Here is a 16,079-nt window from a genome sequence, read left to right on the forward strand (position 1 = left end):
AACACCGACCGTGGAAACGGAGCCGCACCGTGCCGAGCCTGATCAGCAGAGCGATGCCGACCGTCGTACGCCTCCGAGGGGCCAAGAAGGTGTTCGGCTCGGCGGAGGCCGTCCGTGACCAGGTCCGCGCCCGTTCCCTGCGGCCGACCGCATACGCACCGCCGGCCGGGCTGGAGCGCACGGTCGACCTCGCCGTACGCCGGGTGGCCGGATGGCCCGTCTACGAGGTCACCCCGCGCGCTCCCGATGCCGGACGGCGGGCGGTCTATCTGCACGGCGGCGCGTACATCAACGAGATAGCGCCCCAGCACTGGAGACTGATCGCCCAGGTGGCCGCCGAGACCGGCACCAGGGTCACCGTGCCGATCTACCCTCTCGCCCCCCTGGCGACCGCGGCCGAAGTGGTGCCGGCCGTCACCGGCCTGGCCGCCGGGATCCTCGACGACGCGGCCACCACGGCCCTCAGCCTCATCGGCGACTCCGCCGGCGGCGGCATGGCCCTCGCCGTCGCCCTCCACCTGCGCGACCGCGGACTGCCCCCGCCCGCCCGTACGATCCTCATCTCGCCCTGGCTGGACATCACCCTGACCGACCCGGCCATCGCCCCGCTCGAAAGCCACGACCCCTGGCTCGCCGTCCCCGGTGCGCGCTGTGCCGGAGACCTCTACCGCGGTGCGCTCCCGGTCGACCATCCGCACGTCAGTCCTCTGCTCGCCGATCTGACCGGCTTGAGCCCGATCACGCTGTTCAGCGGCACCCGGGACATCGTCAACCCCGACGCCCGGCGGCTGGCCGCCCGCGCCGAGGCCGTCGGCGTCGAACTGGACTTCCACGAGGAGCCGGGGATGCTGCACGTCTACCCCCTCCTGCCGATCCCCGAAGGCAGAGCGGCCCGCGCCGCCCTCTGCGCCGCGCTGCCGAGCTGACGCGCGGGCCGGCGGCAGTGGGCTACCGGAGACCGCGGCCCCAGGACCCGGATCTGATGGTGATCACCACCGTGCCGTCGGGCGGCCCCCTGCGCGGGGTGCCCGAGTCGGCCCGGCGCTCCCCTCGGCCCTGGTGCTCCTCATGTGCGAGAGAGGCCGGCTGTCACAGGCGCGGCTCCGTCGGCAGGTAGTACGGGCGGTTGTGGGCGGCAACCGGGGGAGACTGGAACGTCCAGGCGCCGACGGCCGGTGGCTCGTCGTGGAGGAGGGCGCGGAAGTCGTCGCCGAGGCCGCCGTCCGGGGAGTGGAACGTCAGCCTCGTGCGACCGGAGTGTTCGGGCGCCGCCAGGTCGTACCAGCGGTACGGCTGGTAGACGTTCATGGGCCCGGCGAGCAGGCGCCCCTCCTGGTCGGTGCCGTAGCCGGTGATCGGGGCGGAGTTGGCGGCGACCGGGGTGAGGCCGTCAAGCTCCGCCGTGAGGTCGAGCAACGGGCTCGGGTCCTTCTCCAAGGTGTCGTCCGGGCCGATCGTGGCCGATTTGCACCGTACGGTCCAGGTCTCGCCCGCGGGTCCGTTGAGGGACGGCAGGCCGGCCTCGAACCAGCCGGGGTGCTTGGGTTCCGCGTAGAGTTCTCGTCCGGCCCTGATGGCGAACGGGTTGTCGCACACGACGTGGACGCGGGCGATGCCGAGCAGCTTCGTCTGATCCCAGCCCTGCGCGTACTGGGCGTAGCTCAGTCGCGGCAGACGGTCGCCCTCGGTGGTGGGGAAGGCGATGACGTTGAGCTCGATCTCCTGGGTGACGCCGCCGCCGAACGCGTACTGGGCGAAGTACAGCTGGTAGTTGAGCGAGACCAGCGCCCGGCCGTCCTCGAACGCGGCTGCCGTCAGGTGCGGGTGGTGCTTGGCGAGCAGTTCGCGGACCGGATGGGGGTCCACCAGCCAGTCGACGCCGACCTGGTGCAACGCCCCGTAGTGGAAGGGGAGTCGGAAGGGGTCGGGTACGGGCGGCAGGGGCAGGTGTGTGGTCATGTCGTGCCTCCTCGGGAGGGTGCTGTCCTGCTGATCGCAGGTGATGCCGGGGGCGATCCCGGGGATGCCGGCGGTGACCCCGGGGATGCCGGGCGGTCCCGGGTCAGCAGGTCCGCCTCGATCCGCTCGGCGCTGCGCAGGGCCAGCGCCGCCATCGTCAGGGTCGGGTTGGAGGTGGCCACCGACGGCATGCTTCCGCAGCCGACCGCGTAGAGGCCCGGGTGGTCCCAGCAGCGCTGCCAGGCGTCCACCACCGACGTCGCGGGGGAGTCGCCCATGATGTGGGTGCCGGCGGCGTGGCCGGCGCCGCGGTAGCCGTACGTGCGGCCGTGGTGCTCGAAGCGGCCCGGCCAGGCCGCCGCCGGCGTGTAGTCCGTATGGTCCTCGGCGCCGAGCATCGCGAAGATCTGGTCCGAGACCGCGCGGGCGGTCGCCATCCCCCTCTTCACGTGCTCGTCGAGGTCGTAGGTGACGAGAGGGAGGGGAAGGCCCAGCGCGTCACGCTCGCTCGGGTGGAGCGTGACCCGGTTCGCGGGGTCGGCGCTCTGCTCCATCTCGAACTGGAGGGTGAACTGGCGGCGGATCCGGTCCCCGACCGCCTGGCGCAACTCCTGCCCCAGAAAGCCTCGTTCGGTGAGGAAGTGGTCCACGTCCGTGCCGACGGGACCCTTCGCCCAGATCCAGCCCCATGTCCCGAACTCGACGCGGAACGGCGCCCGCAACCGGCGCGCCGCGCCGGCGCGGAAGCCTTCGAGGCCGGAGACCGAGCCCGGGCCGCGGTACGGCCCGGCGTCCTCCGGCAACAGGCCCCAGGTCAGCAGCACCGGATGGTCCATCAGGTTGCGGCCCACCTGGCCGCTGCGGCCGGCGAGCCCGGAGAGGAGCAGCAGCCGGGCGTTCTCCACGGCGTGTGCGGCGAGCACGACGACATCGGCGTGCGCGACCGACACCTCTCCGTCGTACGAGCGGTACTCCACGCCTGTGGCGCGTCCCCGCCCGTCGACGAGGACGCGGCTCACCACGGACCGGTCCCGCAGCGTGATGGTCGTGCTCCAGCGGCCCTGGGTCTTGAGCGGGGTGTACTTCGCGTACGAGGGGCAGTGCGGGATGCAGCTCGCGTTGCCCACGCACCGGCTGTCCGGGTCCGGCCGCCCGTCCCGCCCGAGCGGAACATAGCCCCGGCCGCCGTCGTACCGGGGGTCGGGGACGCCGTTGCGCGCGTGCGGCGTGCCGACCACCCGCAGCTCGACCTCGCTCAGGGCGACGGGGTCCTTGACGCTCCGCCCGTCGAGGCGGGCGGCGAGGATGCTGTCCAGTCGGGAGGCGGGCAGGGGCCGCATCGGGAACACGTAGTCGTCGGGAAAGGTCAGCCCGACGTGCTCGCGCTGTTCGTCGACGTCGGCCGCCACCCCCAACTCCGCCTCCGCGGCCTCGTAGTGGGGTTCCAGTTCGTCGTATGTCAGCGGCCATCGCCTGCCGTACCCGAGGGACTCGGTGTCGAAGTCCTCCGGGAGCATGCGTGGGGCGAGGCCGGTCCAGACGTTGCCGGTGCCGCCGTTGGCGCGGACGTATCCGCTGGCGTACGGGAGCGGGCCGTCCTGCCGCAGGTGGCCGGACACCTGGAAGCCGGGGGTCCCGTCCGTGCCGACGAGGTCCGTCACCTTGGGCCAGGCGGCCGCCGGATGGGACCGGGAGGGGAAGGCCGGGATCTCGGCGGGGGGCGTTCGGCGGCCTGTGCGCGGGGCGGTGGCCGGTTCGTGGGAGTCGGGGGCAGCGGCCGGTCGGTGGGCGTCGCGGCCCGCCGCGCCCGCCTCCAGGACCAGGACCCGCCGGCCGTGCCGGCCGAGCCGCTGCGCGACGATCGAGCCCGCGACGCCGGCGCCGACGACGACCACGTCGTACCGCGTCACCGGCCGATCCCCAGGCTCCTCGCGAGCCCGTCGGTTCCGTCGGTTCCGTCGGCTGGGTCGGCTCCGTCGATCCCGTCGATCCCGTCGGTCTCGTCGCCGGGCCCGGACCGGACGAGGGCCTCGGCCCAGCTTCCGTACCCTCCGGGATCTGTGGCGGGGGCCTTGATGCCGGCCGCCTTCCACACCAGTGCCTCGGCGTAGGCCCGCGGAGACACCGTGATCGGAGGTGAGCCCGGCCAACTGCCCGTGTACCAGAGGTACGTCAGCTCCCGGGCTGCCTGCCTCAGCTCGTCGTCCAGGGTGTCGTCCGGTTCGCGCCGCTCCTGCAGCAGCCGTGCGTACCGCTCCGCGCCGAGCTGTTCCGCGGCGACCGACCGGTACGTGTCGGTCAGGCCGGTGGCCTCCAGGGTCGCGCCGTCGAAGCCGGTCAGCCGTGCCGACAGGGCGGTGAAGCGATGTGTGTCGTCTGTGATGGGCACGCGGGCATCGGTGCCCGCGTGCCCGCCGGTCCATGCCCCGCGCGCTCGGAAGGGCTTGATTCCGGCCCTGGGCCGCCCTTTGGTCAGGCGGCGGTGGCGTTCGCCGCCTCTTCGATGAGGTCGACGACGGCCTGGGGCTGTGAGGCCAGTGAGGCATGGGAGGCGTCGAGTTCGATGGTCTTGCGCGGGTTCATGCGCTGGGCCATGCGGCGTTCGTTGTCGGGGTGGATCATGCGGTCCTGGGTCGAGACCTGGTACCAGACGGGCTTGTTGCGCCAGGCCGGTGCGGTGACGTTGTCGCCGAAGGTGGAGGCCGGCGGGGCCTTCTGGGTGACGGCCATGACGAGCGCCTCGTCGGGGGCGAGGTCCTGGGCGAAGCTCTCGTGGAACTTGTCCTGCTTGACCCAGAGGTAGCCGTCGGAGTCGGGGGCGATGTTGTCGAAGGCGGCCGGCGGGTGTTCCTGGCTGATCTGGCCGGGGCTCTCGCCCGCGTCGGGCGCGAAGGCGGCGATGTAGACGAGGGCCTTCACGTTCGGCAGGTCGCCGGCCTCGGTGATGACGGCGCCGCCGTAGGAGTGGCCGACGAGGACGACGGGGCCGTCGACTTGCTTGATCATCTTGCGGGTGCGCTCGGCGTCGTCGGCGAGCGAGGTGAGGGGGTTCTCGACGGCGCGGATCTTGTCGTAGCCGCGCTTGTCGAGTTCGACGATGACGTGCGCCCAGTGGGCGGCGCCGCCCCAGAAGCCGTGGACGAGGACGACGGTGGGCTTGTCGCTCATGATGGTTCTCTCTCCTCTGTGCGGGCCGGCCCCCTTCGCTTCGAAGCGTTCCAGGTCCGGTGCGTCGGCCTTGTCCTGCCAGGAGGAGGGAGTCTCCCCTGGTCGGGCGTCACTGAGAGTGAGGCTTTCACGACACCGTGTGCTCGGCGCGCCGCTGCGGCCAGGAGGGTGAGCGGCTCCCCTCGGAGAGAGCCGCGCGCCAGCCCCCGTACGCCGTGATCTCACGGGCACCCGCCAGGGCCTCGGGCTCGCAGAGGAAGCCGGTCACGAAGGTTCCGTCCGCGAGTTCCACCGTGCCGAGGGTCATCGGGCGGGGGAGTGCCGCGAGGAGCGCGCCGAGGCCCTCGGCGGGGAGTCGCCACACTTCGGCCTCGATGGCGGCGCCGCCCTCGCGGGTCCTGACCAGGCCTGGTTTGGGCGGTGTCGTGTCCAGGGCGTACAACCGGTAGGTGGCCGCCGTCGTCGTGGCGCGTTCGAACCGGGCGCCCAGGCCCAGCAGTTGACCGTTGAGGGGTTGTCCGGAGAGGTGGGCGCCGACCACGGCGAGGGGCAGGGGCGGGGCGGTGAGCAGGCCGGCGACACGGGCGAGCCGTTCGTCGGTGAACGCCGGGCCGATCAGCATGACGCCGAACGGCAGCCCGTTCACCACGCCCGCCGGGACGGCGACCGCCGCCAGGTCGAACAGGTTCGTGGAGTTGGTGAAGCGGCCGAGCCTGGCGTTAGCGCCCAGCGGGTCGGCCGCGACCTCCGCGAGAGTCGGATGGCCGGGTGTCGTCGGGAGCAGCAGCGCGTCCGCGTCACCCAGCGAGGCCATGGCCGCGGTGCGCAGGTGCGCGAGCCGCTCCTGGTCGGCGAAGAGCCGGTGGGCGGGGATGTCCCGTGCCCCGGAGATGATCCCGGCCACCGTGGGATCGAGGTCGGCCGAGCCCGTGTGTCCGTCGACGAAGGCGCCTACGGCCGTGTGGCGCTCGGCGACGAACGCGCCCTCGTACAGCAGGGCGGCCGCCTCGGTGAACGGTGCCAGGTCCACCGCGTGGAGTTCGGCGCCCGCGTCCGCGAGCCGGGCCGCCGCCGCGTCGAACGCCTCCGCCCAGCCCGCGTCCAGCGAACCGAGCTGCTCGCGCGCGGGGACGGCGACGCGCCAGGGGCCCGGGCGGCGCTGCTCCAGAGGAGGCAGCCCGCGCGCCGGTGGCACCGCCATGAAGGACAGGGCGCGCTCGGCCTCCGGGAGCGTACGGGCGAAGACCGTGACGCAGTCCAGCGAGGCGCAGGCCGGGACGACGCCTTCCGTCGGGACCAGGCCGCGGGTCGGTTTGAGCCCGACGATGCCGTTGAAGGCCGCCGGCACCCGGCCCGAGCCCGCGGTGTCCGTGCCGAGGGCGAAGTCCGCGATGCCGAGGGCGACCGCGACGGCCGAGCCGGAGGAGGAGCCGCCCGAGACGTACGCAGGGTCGACGGCGCCCCGGACCGCGCCGTACGGACTGCGCGTACCGACCAGGCCGGTCGCGAACTGGTCGAGGTTCGTCGTGCCGATGACCACAGCTCCCGCCGCCCGCAGCCGTGCCACCGCCGGAGCGTCCGCCTCCGGCTCGTACGCGTACGAGGGGCAGCCCGCGGTGGTCGGGAGCCCGGCCACGTCGATGTTGCCCTTGACCGCGAACACCGTCCCGGCCAGCGGGAGCCGCTCGCCCGCGGCGGTGCGCGCGTCGACCGCTGCGGCGTCCGCCTCCGCGACCGCCCGGGGGTGCAGATCGATCCACACCTCCGGCCGGTCCACCCGCGCGATGCGGGCGTACGCGGCCCGTACCCGTTCCACCGCGCTGATCACGCCGCCACCTCCACGGCACCGACGGGAGCGAGGACGACGAGCGCGGTGCCCGCCTCCACCTGGCTGCCCGGCTTGACCAGGACCTCAGCGACGATCCCGTCGGCAGGGGCCGGTACCGGCGCCTCCATCTTCATCGCCTCAAGGGCGACCAGCTGCTGACCGGCCGACACCCGGTCGCCGGCCTCGACGTTCACCTGCCAGACGCAGGCCGTGAACTCGGCCTCGACCAGACGGCCGCCCGCGGGCACCTCGATGTCGGCGGCCGGCGGGGCGACCTCGGAGGCCGCCTCGGCGCGGGCGAACTCGCCGGCGGCCTCCCAGGCGTCGCGCTCGGCGCCGAACGCGGTGCTCTGCCGGTCCCGGAAGGCCGCGATCGACGCGGCGTTCCGGGCGAGGAAGGCCTGGTACGCGGCGAGCGAGAAGGTGCCCTCCTCGGTCTTCGGCACGAAGCGGCCGGAGATGATGTCGGCGCGCAGTTCCAGGAGTTCGTCGGCGCTGACCGGGTACCACCTGATCCGGTCGAAGAAGCGCATCAGCCACGGCCTGCCCGGCTCGAAGGCGCCGCGCTGCTGCCAGCCCGACCACACCTGTGTGGTGCGGCCGACGAACTGGTACCCGCCGGGGCCCTCCATGCCGTAGACGCACAGGTACGCGCCGCCGATGCCGACCGAGTTCTCCGCGGTCCAGGTGCGGGCCGGGTTGTACTTGGTCGTGACGAGCCGGTGCCGCGGGTCCAGGGGAGTGGCGACGGGCGCGCCCAGGTAGACGTCGCCCAGGCCCAGGACCAGGTACTCGGCGTCGAAGACCGTCCTGTACACGTCATCGGTGGTCTCCAGGCCGTTGACGCGGCGGATGAACTCGATGTTCGACGGGCACCACGGGGCGTCGTCACGCACGCCCGCGGCATAGCGGGCGATGGCCTCACGGGTCGCCGGATCGTCCCAGGACAGCGGCAGGTGCACGATCCTGCTGGGCACCACCAGCTCGTCGGTGGCGGGCAGCGCCTCCTCGATCCGCCGTACGGTGTCGAGGAGTTCTGGCTGCGGCAGCACGTCGGGATCCGTCCGGATCTGCAGCGAGCGGATGCCCGGGGTGAGATCGACGACCCCGGGGAGCCCGCGCTCGGCCAGCGCCTCCGCGAGGGCGTGGACGCGCATCCGCAGCGCCAGATCGAGCTGCATGGGGCCGTACTCGACGAGGAGGTTGTCGTCGCCGCTGCGCCGGTACGTGACCGAAGGGCGGCCGGCGGTCTCCACCAGGCGGGCGAGGATCCCGCCGTCGACGACGGCGTCGCGGTCGGCGCGCGGCTCGGCGGCGGGTTCCTTCCGCAGGCGTGCGGCCGTCTCCGTCGTCACGGGCACGAACCGGACGGTGTCGCCGGGACGGAGCTGGCCCAGCTTCCAGCGCTGCCCGGTGACGACCGTCGCCGGGCAGACGAAGCCGCCGAGGGAGGGGCCGTCGGGGCCGAGGAGGACGGGCATGTCACCCGTGTAGTCGACGGCGCCGACGGAGTACGGCGTGTCGTGGATGTTGGACGGGTGCAGCCCCGCCTCACCGCCGTCCGCGCGCGCCCAGCGCGGCTTCGGGCCGACCAGACGGACACCGGTCCGCGCCGAGTTGAAGTGCACCTTCCAGTCGGCGGCGTAGAAGTCGCGGATGTCGTCCTCGGTGAAGAACTCGGGCGCGGCATGAGGGCCTTCGACCGCGCCGACCCGCCACTCGCCCCCGAAGGCCGGGCGCGTGTCGACGGGGACGACGGAGGTCTCCGTACGGGCCTCGCCGCCGTGCAGGACGTCGCCCGCGCGCAGGGCCCGGCCGCCGTGACCGCCGAACCGGCCCAGGGTGAAGGTGGCCGCGCTGCCCAGGAACTCCGGCACGTCCAGGCCGCCCGCGAACAGGACGTACGTGCGCAGGCCCCGTTCCCCGGGCGCGCCGACGGCGAGGGTCTGCCCGGCCCCGACCGTGACCGGCTCCCACTGCGGCACGGGGCCGCCGTCGAGCGTCACCCGGGCCGGGGCGCCGGTGACGCAGACCGTCGTCGGGCGGGTGAACCTCAGGGAGGGGCCCTGGAGGGTGCACTCCAGGCCCGGCGCGCCCTCGTCGTTGCCGAGGGCGGTGTTGCCGAGCCGGAAGGACAGATCGTCCATCGGCCCGCCCGGAGGTACACCGACCTGCCAGTAGCCGGTGCGCCCTGGCCAGTCCTGCACGGTGGTCAGGGTGCCCGGTGCGACGACCTCGATGCGCGGGGTCGGGTCGGTGAGGGTGGCGAGCGAGGCGGTGGAGTGGGTGGCGGCGCGGACGTCGCCGTCCCTGAGGGCGGTGCGCACGAGCCCGAGGTTGGTCTCGATGCCGTCGACGCGGGTCGCGGCGAGCGCAGCGTCGAGCCGGTCGAGCGCCTCGGCACGGTCGGCGCCGTGCGCGACGACCTTGGCGAGCATCGGGTCGTAGGCGGTGGTGACCTCGGTGCCGGTCTCCACCCAGGTGTCCACCCGGACGCCGTCGGGGAAGGCGACGCGGGTCAGCAGGCCCGCGCTCGGGCGGTGGTCGCGGGACGGGTCCTCCGCGTAGACGCGCGCTTCGACGGCGTGGCCGGCGGGCGCTGGGGGCTCGGTGACGACCGCGGTGTCGCCCTGCGCGAGGCGCAGCATCCAGCCGACGAGGTCGACGCCGTAGATCGCCTCGGTGACCGGGTGTTCGACCTGGAGGCGGGTGTTGACCTCCAGGAAGTACGCCTCCTCGCGGGCGGCGTCGTACACGAACTCGACCGTCCCGGCGGAGCGGTAGTCCACCGACGCGCACAGATCCTGCGCCGCCGTGGCGAGTTCGCGGCGGATCCGGTCCGGCAGGCCGGGCGCGGGGGCCTCCTCCAGGACCTTCTGGTTGCGGCGCTGGAGCGAGCAGTCGCGGTCGCCGAGGGTGACGACCTTGCCGTGCCCGTCGCCGAAGACCTGCACCTCGACGTGGCGGGCCCGCTCGACGAGGCGCTCCAGGAAGACGCCGGCGGAGGAGAAGGAGGCCGCGGCCACGCGCTGCACCCGCTCCCAGGCTTCGGCGAGGCCGGCCGCGTCGCGGCAGGCGCTCATGCCGATGCCGCCACCGCCGCCGGTCGCCTTGAGCATCACCGGATAGCCGATCTCCTCGGCCGCCGCGAGGGCCGCGGTCACGTCGGGGAGCAGCCCGGTGCCGGGGGCCAGCGGCACGCCCGCCGCCTCGGCGGCGGCGCGCGCGGTGTGCTTGGCGCCGAACAGCTCCAGCTGTCCGGGGGTGGGCCCGACGAAGACGATGCCGGCGTCGGCGCAGCGGCGGGCGAAGCCGGCGTCCTCGGACAGGAAGCCGTAGCCGGGGTGTATCGCGCCGGCGCCGGTGTCCCTGGCGGCGCGCAGGACCCGGTCGGCGTCGAGGTACGACTCCTTGGCGGGTGCGGGGCCGAGCCGGACGGCCTCGTCGGCCAGCCGGACGTGCTCGGTGCCGCGGTCCGGATCGGAGTACACGGCGACGGTGCGCAGGCCGAGGGCGCGGGCGGTGCGGATGACGCGTGCCGCGATCTCGCCGCGGTTGGCGACCAGCAGGGTGTCGAACGTCATCGTGATCGGTCCTCGTCGCTCTCGTCGCTTCCGTCGCTCTCGTCGTTCTCGTCCGGTTCGGTGATCGGCCGCCCGCTGATCGGCTCGGTGGCGGGATCGGTGATCGTCATCCGCACGGCCGTCGGGTCGAACCCGTTGCAGGGGTTGTTGACCTGAGGGCAGTTGGACAGGAGGGCGAGGACGTCCGTCTCGGCGCGCAGGACGACCTTCAGGCCGGGGGCGGAGATGCCGTCGACGATGCCGAGGGTGCCGTCCTGCTCCACCGGCACGTTCATGAACCAGTTGATGTTGGAGACCAGGTCCCGCTTGCCGAGCCCGTGCCGGGCGCCCTCGGCGAGGAAGTTCTCCACGCAGGCGTGCTGTGACCAGGTGTGGTGGCCGTAGCGGAGGGTGTTGGACTCCTTGGAGCAGGCGCCGCCGAGGGTGTCGTGCCGTCCGCAGGTGTCCTCGACGACCGTCATCAGCGGGGTGTGCTCGCAGGAGAGCAGCACCGAGCCGGTGGTCAGGAAGACGCTGCCCTGCGCCTGGACGGTGTCGGGGGCGCTGTAGCGCACGGAGGTGTCGTGCGCGTCGTAGAGGAGGAAGTCGGCGGCCTGGTTGCCGTACAGGTCGGTGACGGTCAGCAGCTGTCCCTTGCGGACGATCCCGGACCAGGCGGCGCGGGCGGGGACGGTGTCGTCGGAGACGACGCGGCCGGAACGGACGGTGGCGGTCACGCGGTCCCCCGGGCGGTGAGGTGGTCGACGGTGTTGAGGAAGGCGCGGCGGCCTTCCGGGGTGGCGTTCCACAGCGGGTCGCCGGGGGCGGTCGGACGGGAGCGGTACGCGAGTACGCCGAGCCGTCCGCTGGTGTAGGAGGGGCGCGGGTCCAGGGGGTGCGGGACGTTGGCGACGAGGACGGTGACGTCCTGCTCGGCGCGCAGCGTGACGGTCGCGCCGGGCCCGGCGGAGCCGGTGAACGCGGTGGTGCCGTCCTCGGCGATCCGTACGCCCTGGAAGAAGGAGACGGACGGGGGGAGGTCGCGCGGGGTGAGGCCGTTCTTGAGGGCGGCGAGCTTGAACAGTTCGCGCCCCGCCGGGGAGGCGGACTGCGGGGTCCCGTCCCCGTACCGCGCGGTGTTGCGGGCGAGGGTGGAGGTGCCGGTGAGCGCGTCGTGCCGGCCGGAGGTGTCCTCGACGACGGAGGCGAGGACCCGGCCCTGGTCGGAGAGGAGCAGGTGCCCCACGCCGAGGTACGCGTTCCACAGCACCTTGACGGTGTCGGCGACGTTCAGCCGCTCCCAGGGGCTACCGGCCGCGTGCAGGAGCAGATGGGCGCAGGCGTCGCCAGTGACGTCGGTGAGCCGCAGCTCGGTGCCGCGGGCGAGGGCCTTGTGCGTGTAGCCGCCGCCCGCCACGGTCTCGGCCCACACGACGTCCCGGGCGGCGACGCCGGCGGGCGGCGTCGGCCAGCCGCTCGCGGGGACGGTCGGCATGGCCTCGACCTCGCCGCCCTCCTGGGCGCGGGCGTGGTCGCGCGCGCCGTACGCCGACGCGGTCGCTGACGGTGTCGCCATGGATCAACCTCCGGTCCGAATCCTGATTTCTGTCGCTCGACAGAAATTAGGCGGCAGGCGATTCACCGCCGTTGCCCACCGATGTCCGTCCCGTTACCGGAAACTCACCCCGGGGTTCCGTCCGAAAGGGAGCTCCGGCCCTGTGCGAGGATCGCGGAGTGAGTACGCCTGCCAGCAGAAGAGTCGGTCGCCCGCGGGCCCAGGAGCGCCCCGTCAGCGGCCTCGCACCGCGCGAGGAAGTCCTGGCCGCCGCGGCCGAGCTGTTCACCACCCGCGGCTACACGGCCACCTCGACGCGGACCATCGCCGAGGGCGCGGGGATGCGGCAGGCGTCCCTCTACCACTACTTCGACGGCAAGGAAGCGATCCTCGCGGAGCTGCTGGAAGGAACGGTTCGCCCCTCACTCGACACGGCACGTCTGCTCGTGGCACGGACGGAGGCGGCGCCGGAGGCGCGCCTGTGGGCGCTCTGTCACTCCGACGCCACGCTGCTGTGCGGCGGTCCGCACAACCTCGGCGCGCTCTACCTGCTGCCGGAGGTGCGGACGGAGGGCTTCGCCGTCTTCCACCGGGTACGGGCGGAACTCAAGGGGTGTTACGCCGAGTTGCTGGCCGCCACGGAGCCGGGAGCCGGGCTGGGCCCCGAGGACCTGGCACTCCGCGCGGACCTCGTCTTCGGCCTCACCGAGAGCGTGATCCTCATCCGGCGGGCAGAGCCCGGCCGCGACCCGTCGGCCCTCGCGACGGCCACCGCCGACGCGGCGCTGCGGGTGGCGGGCGTGGCGCAGCGTTCCGTCTCACGACTGCGCCGCGAGGGACAGAGCCTCCTCGCTGCGGGGGCCTGACCGGTCTTGCCGGGACGTCACCGGACGTCACCGGCGGCGCGGTTCAGGCCCCGGCGCTCCTGCCACGGCGGTACCAGCGGTAGGCGGCACCCGTCGCCACGGTCCCGCCGACGATCAGGACGGTGAACCACCGGAAGTACCAGTGGCCGCCCTCCGGGTCGTACACCTCGGCCCGCGGCCACGCGAGGTTGACCGTCATGAAGAGCCCGTAGCCGACCGCGAGGACGTTGACCGGCAGCCCCCAGCGGCCGAGGGAGAACAGCGGCCTGCCGAGCTCGTCGCGCGTGCCGTCGGCCGGCGGCGGCCACTGGCCACGGAGCCGCCTGACCAGCATGGGCCCGGTGACCATCGCGTACGCCAGGTACACCATCGCGATGCAGCTGGTGCCGATGGCGAGGAACGCCTGCGGCGAGGCGAGGTTGAGCAGGAGCAGTAGACCCGCGCCGACGCCGGCCACCACGGCGGCGGTGCCGGGCATCCCGGTGCGCCCGGGGACCCTGGCAAGCCGCGCCGAGCGCGGCAGGACGCCGTCCCGGGCCATGGAGAAGAGCATGCGGGTCGCCGAGGTCTGGATCGCCAGCGTCGCCGCGCAGATCGCCACGGCCACGTCGGCGAGCAGCAGCCTGCCGAGACCGTCGCCGAGGGTGCTGGTGAGCACGTACCCCAGCCCCTCCGTCGCCAGCCTGCCGTCGGTGAGGCTGGGGGCGGCGAGCAGCCCGCCGAGGAGCAGCAGCCCGCCGCAGACGCCCGAGGTGGTCAGCGCGCTCAGCGTCGTGCGCGGCGCCGTGCGGCGGGGGTTGACGGTCTCCTCGCTCATCTCGCTCGCGCTCTCGAACCCGATGAGGACGTACGCGGCGGTGAACGAGCCCACGAGAAGCGCCGTCATCGTGCCGCCCTCGCCGCCGGTGTGCAGGGTGATGCCGGGATCCCGCTCGGCGTGGGTGGCGAGGAGGGTGACGATCAGGGCGACGCCCGCGATCTCGGCCGTGACGCCGATCGTGTTGACCGCCGAAAGGGCGCGGTTGTCGAGGACGTTGAGCAGCGTGGTGAAGGCGAGGAGGATCAGACCCAGGACGGCGGCGTTGGCGGCGCCACTGGTCGACGTGGGGGACGGGTCGCCGCCCAGGAGCTGGAACCCGGACCAGACGGCGGGGAGCACGACCTGGAGTGCGAGGGCCGCGGCCGCCACCACCACGATCCGCCCGGTCACCATGATCCAGCCCGCGTACCAGCCGAAGCCCGGCGTGCCGAGCCTGCTCGCCCACTGGTAGATCGCCCCGGCGATGGGCAGCCGCGCGGCGAGTTCGGCGAAGCAGGCGGCGACAAGCAGCTGGCCGGCGAGAACGGCGGGCCAGGTCCAGAAGAAGAGCGGCCCCCCGAAGGAGTAGCCGAGGGCGAAGAACTGGAAGACCGTGGTCAGGACGGAGATGAAGGAGAACCCGGCGGCGAAGGACGCGTACCGCCCCATCCGGCGCCGCAGCTGCTGGTCGTAACCGAAGGCGGCGAGCGCACCGCCCTCCGTGGGGCCGGGCGGTGGGGCCGCCGGGGGAGTGGGGTCGGTGGTCACGGTCATGGCTGTCCCCTGTCGCGAGAGGTGCTCCTGCGAATTCCTGTCGTTCGACAGAAATAGGGAAGGTCGGTTTCCTACGCGTATCGCCGCGGTGTCCCGGCCGTAAGTGAGTCCTCTCGTCCGGCACTGCCGGGAGGAAGGAGAGGATCCGGTGAAGGCGTGGGACGGGGATTGGTCGTGGGGCTACTCGGTACTCGTCGACCGGCGCTCGGCTTCGAAGCCACGCGTGGAGGTCGACGTCTGGTGCGTCAGGTCCTCGGTGGGGGAGACGCCGCCGGCCTCGGCCGGTTCTCCTCGCGGAGTGACCAGGACCCGCAGGGTCGGCTCACGGCCGTCGGCGTCGACGCGCTGGACCGTCGCGGTCAGTCGACCGGCTTGCCGGGCTGGTCGTGGGTGGCGCAGTGGAGCCCGCCGCCTCCGGTCGCGATCGTGTCGATGTTCACCTGCACGATGCCCCGCTTCGGGAAGTGCCCCTTGAGGATTCCCCGCGCGCGGTCGTCGGCCTTCTTGTCGCCGAACTTCGGCACGCTGGGAGCGCCGGACCTCGTAGAGGAAGAAGCGGCCGTCCTCGTGCTCGTGGAGGTGGTACTGCAGGTTGCCGGGCTCCTGGCGGGTGGGCTCCACGAAGGAGGAGAGGGTGCGCCGGACCTCGTCCGCGTGCTCCGCCCTGGGGCGCAGGAAACCGTAGAGGGAGAGGGGCGTTCGGTGGTCGTCATGACCGCACGCTAGGAGCTCACACCCATGCGAGGTTCAAGGGGCTGTGAGGAGCACCACATGGGGAGCGGCGTGCGCCCCGCCGCGGCGCCCCCGGCGAGCCGCACGGTTCGGCCTCGTTCTCAGCCCAGCTCCTGGGCCAGTCCGACGATGACGCCCTCCGGGCCGCGGACGTAGCAGAGGAGGAAACTGTCCTCGAACTGGGCGATCTCGCCCAGGAGTTCGGCGCCGTGCGGGCGCAGCCGGGCGACGGTGTCCTCGATGTCGTCGACGGTGAACATGACCCGGTGCGTGCCCAGGATGTTGTGCGGCCGGTCGCGCGGCCCGGCGCTGATCGGCTCGGGGCTGAGGTACTTCGCCAGCTCGAGCCGGCTGTGACCGTCCGGGGTCCGGACCATCGCGATGTCGCAGCGGACGCCGTCGAGACCCGTGCACCGGTCGGCGACGAGGCCCTCGACCTGCGTCCTGCCCTCCAGCTCCATGCCCAGTTCCAGGAAGTACGCGATGGCGGCCTCCATGTCGTCGACCACGATGCCGACGTTGTCCATCCGCTGGATCGCCATGCCGGTCTCTCCCTCTTCCGCGTGCCGCGGCACGCGGCCGGCGGCACGTACTCCACGACTGCCGCCGACCTTACGGGCGAGGTGCTCACGGGTGGGGCGCGACACCCGGTCGGTCACGCCCGCGCGTCACTCGGCCTCATGGGCGGCCTGGTGCGGCGCGCGGTGCGGCGCGCCGTGTGGCGCGGTTCCGGCCCCAGGCGAGGCGGGCGGCGATGGCGGTCATCACCGCCAGCAGGGGTACGACGGCCCGTGCCGTCCAGCGGACCCGGTCGGCGCGTCCGTGGGTGGCTCGG

Annotated in this window: 12 protein-coding genes and 2 pseudogenes; 2 read left to right on the top strand and 12 right to left on the bottom strand. The window is 73.3% G+C overall.

Annotated elements, in window-relative coordinates:
* The first annotated feature begins 29 nt into the window (after positions 1 to 29).
* Positions 30 to 926 (top strand): alpha/beta hydrolase fold domain-containing protein, encoded by an 897-nt coding sequence (locus tag ACIA8N_RS32860; protein WP_365781188.1) that lies wholly within the window; start codon positions 30 to 32, stop codon positions 924 to 926.
* Between the two features lie 163 nt (positions 927 to 1,089).
* Here ACIA8N_RS32860 and ACIA8N_RS32865 read toward each other — a convergent pair whose 3' ends face one another.
* The 8 genes from ACIA8N_RS32865 to ACIA8N_RS32900 all read right to left on the bottom strand — a co-directional run bounded on the left by ACIA8N_RS32865 (position 1,090) and on the right by ACIA8N_RS32900 (position 12,094).
* The gene (locus ACIA8N_RS32865; protein WP_365781189.1) at positions 1,090 to 1,959 is read right to left on the bottom strand and encodes a hypothetical protein; all 870 of its coding nucleotides are present in this window, start codon (positions 1,957 to 1,959) and stop codon (positions 1,090 to 1,092) included.
* Entirely contained in the window at positions 1,956 to 3,869 is a 1,914-nt protein-coding gene (locus tag ACIA8N_RS32870) for a GMC family oxidoreductase (RefSeq protein ID WP_365781190.1), read from the bottom strand. Before ACIA8N_RS32870 ends, ACIA8N_RS32865 begins: the two co-directional genes overlap by 4 nt.
* Positions 3,866 to 4,348: a hypothetical protein gene (locus ACIA8N_RS32875; RefSeq protein WP_365781191.1), complete on the bottom strand. Its 483-nt coding sequence runs from the start codon at positions 4,346 to 4,348 to the stop codon at positions 3,866 to 3,868. Before ACIA8N_RS32875 ends, ACIA8N_RS32870 begins: the two co-directional genes overlap by 4 nt.
* Positions 4,349 to 4,431: 83 nt before the next feature.
* A complete protein-coding gene (locus ACIA8N_RS32880; RefSeq protein WP_365781192.1) occupies positions 4,432 to 5,127 on the bottom strand; it encodes an alpha/beta hydrolase in 696 nt (231 codons plus the stop codon).
* A 127-nt stretch (positions 5,128 to 5,254) separates the two neighbouring features.
* Positions 5,255 to 6,955: an allophanate hydrolase gene (gene atzF, locus ACIA8N_RS32885; RefSeq protein ID WP_365781193.1), complete on the bottom strand. Its 1,701-nt coding sequence runs from the start codon at positions 6,953 to 6,955 to the stop codon at positions 5,255 to 5,257.
* The gene (gene uca, locus ACIA8N_RS32890) at positions 6,952 to 10,539 is read right to left on the bottom strand and encodes an urea carboxylase (protein ID WP_365781194.1); all 3,588 of its coding nucleotides are present in this window, start codon (positions 10,537 to 10,539) and stop codon (positions 6,952 to 6,954) included. Before uca ends, atzF begins: the two co-directional genes overlap by 4 nt.
* On the bottom strand, positions 10,536 to 11,255 hold the full coding sequence (locus ACIA8N_RS32895; protein WP_365781196.1) for an urea amidolyase associated protein UAAP2: 720 nt from the start codon (positions 11,253 to 11,255) through the stop codon (positions 10,536 to 10,538). The genes uca and ACIA8N_RS32895 overlap by 4 nt, the downstream gene beginning before the upstream one ends.
* On the bottom strand, positions 11,252 to 12,094 hold the full coding sequence (locus ACIA8N_RS32900; RefSeq protein WP_365781197.1) for an urea amidolyase associated protein UAAP1: 843 nt from the start codon (positions 12,092 to 12,094) through the stop codon (positions 11,252 to 11,254). The genes ACIA8N_RS32895 and ACIA8N_RS32900 overlap by 4 nt, the downstream gene beginning before the upstream one ends.
* A 158-nt stretch (positions 12,095 to 12,252) precedes the next feature.
* Here ACIA8N_RS32900 and ACIA8N_RS32905 point away from each other — a divergent pair, with 158 nt between their 5' ends.
* Positions 12,253 to 12,939 carry a helix-turn-helix domain-containing protein gene (locus ACIA8N_RS32905; protein WP_365781198.1) on the top strand — a complete coding sequence of 229 codons (687 nt, stop codon included), beginning with the start codon at positions 12,253 to 12,255 and terminating at the stop codon, positions 12,937 to 12,939.
* Between the two features lie 43 nt (positions 12,940 to 12,982).
* Here the strand turns inward: ACIA8N_RS32905 and ACIA8N_RS32910 are convergent, their stop codons facing one another.
* The 4 genes and pseudogenes from ACIA8N_RS32910 to ACIA8N_RS32925 all read right to left on the bottom strand — a co-directional run bounded on the left by ACIA8N_RS32910 (position 12,983) and on the right by ACIA8N_RS32925 (position 15,786).
* Entirely contained in the window at positions 12,983 to 14,512 is a 1,530-nt protein-coding gene (locus tag ACIA8N_RS32910; protein WP_365781199.1) for an amino acid permease, read from the bottom strand.
* A gap of 359 nt (positions 14,513 to 14,871) precedes the next feature.
* Positions 14,872 to 15,036 (bottom strand): annotated as a pseudogene (locus ACIA8N_RS32915) (agmatine deiminase family protein); the annotation flags it as partial.
* A gap of 58 nt (positions 15,037 to 15,094) precedes the next feature.
* Positions 15,095 to 15,187 (bottom strand): annotated as a pseudogene (locus ACIA8N_RS32920) (putative quinol monooxygenase); the annotation flags it as partial.
* Between the two features lie 158 nt (positions 15,188 to 15,345).
* Positions 15,346 to 15,786, bottom strand: a complete 441-nt coding sequence (locus ACIA8N_RS32925; protein WP_365781200.1) for a VOC family protein — start codon at positions 15,784 to 15,786, stop codon at positions 15,346 to 15,348.
* Positions 15,787 to 16,079: the final 293 nt, after the last annotated feature.

The sequence above is a fragment of the Streptomyces sp. NPDC051822 genome (assembly GCF_044452745.1).
GTDB lineage: Bacteria > Actinomycetota > Actinomycetes > Streptomycetales > Streptomycetaceae > Streptomyces.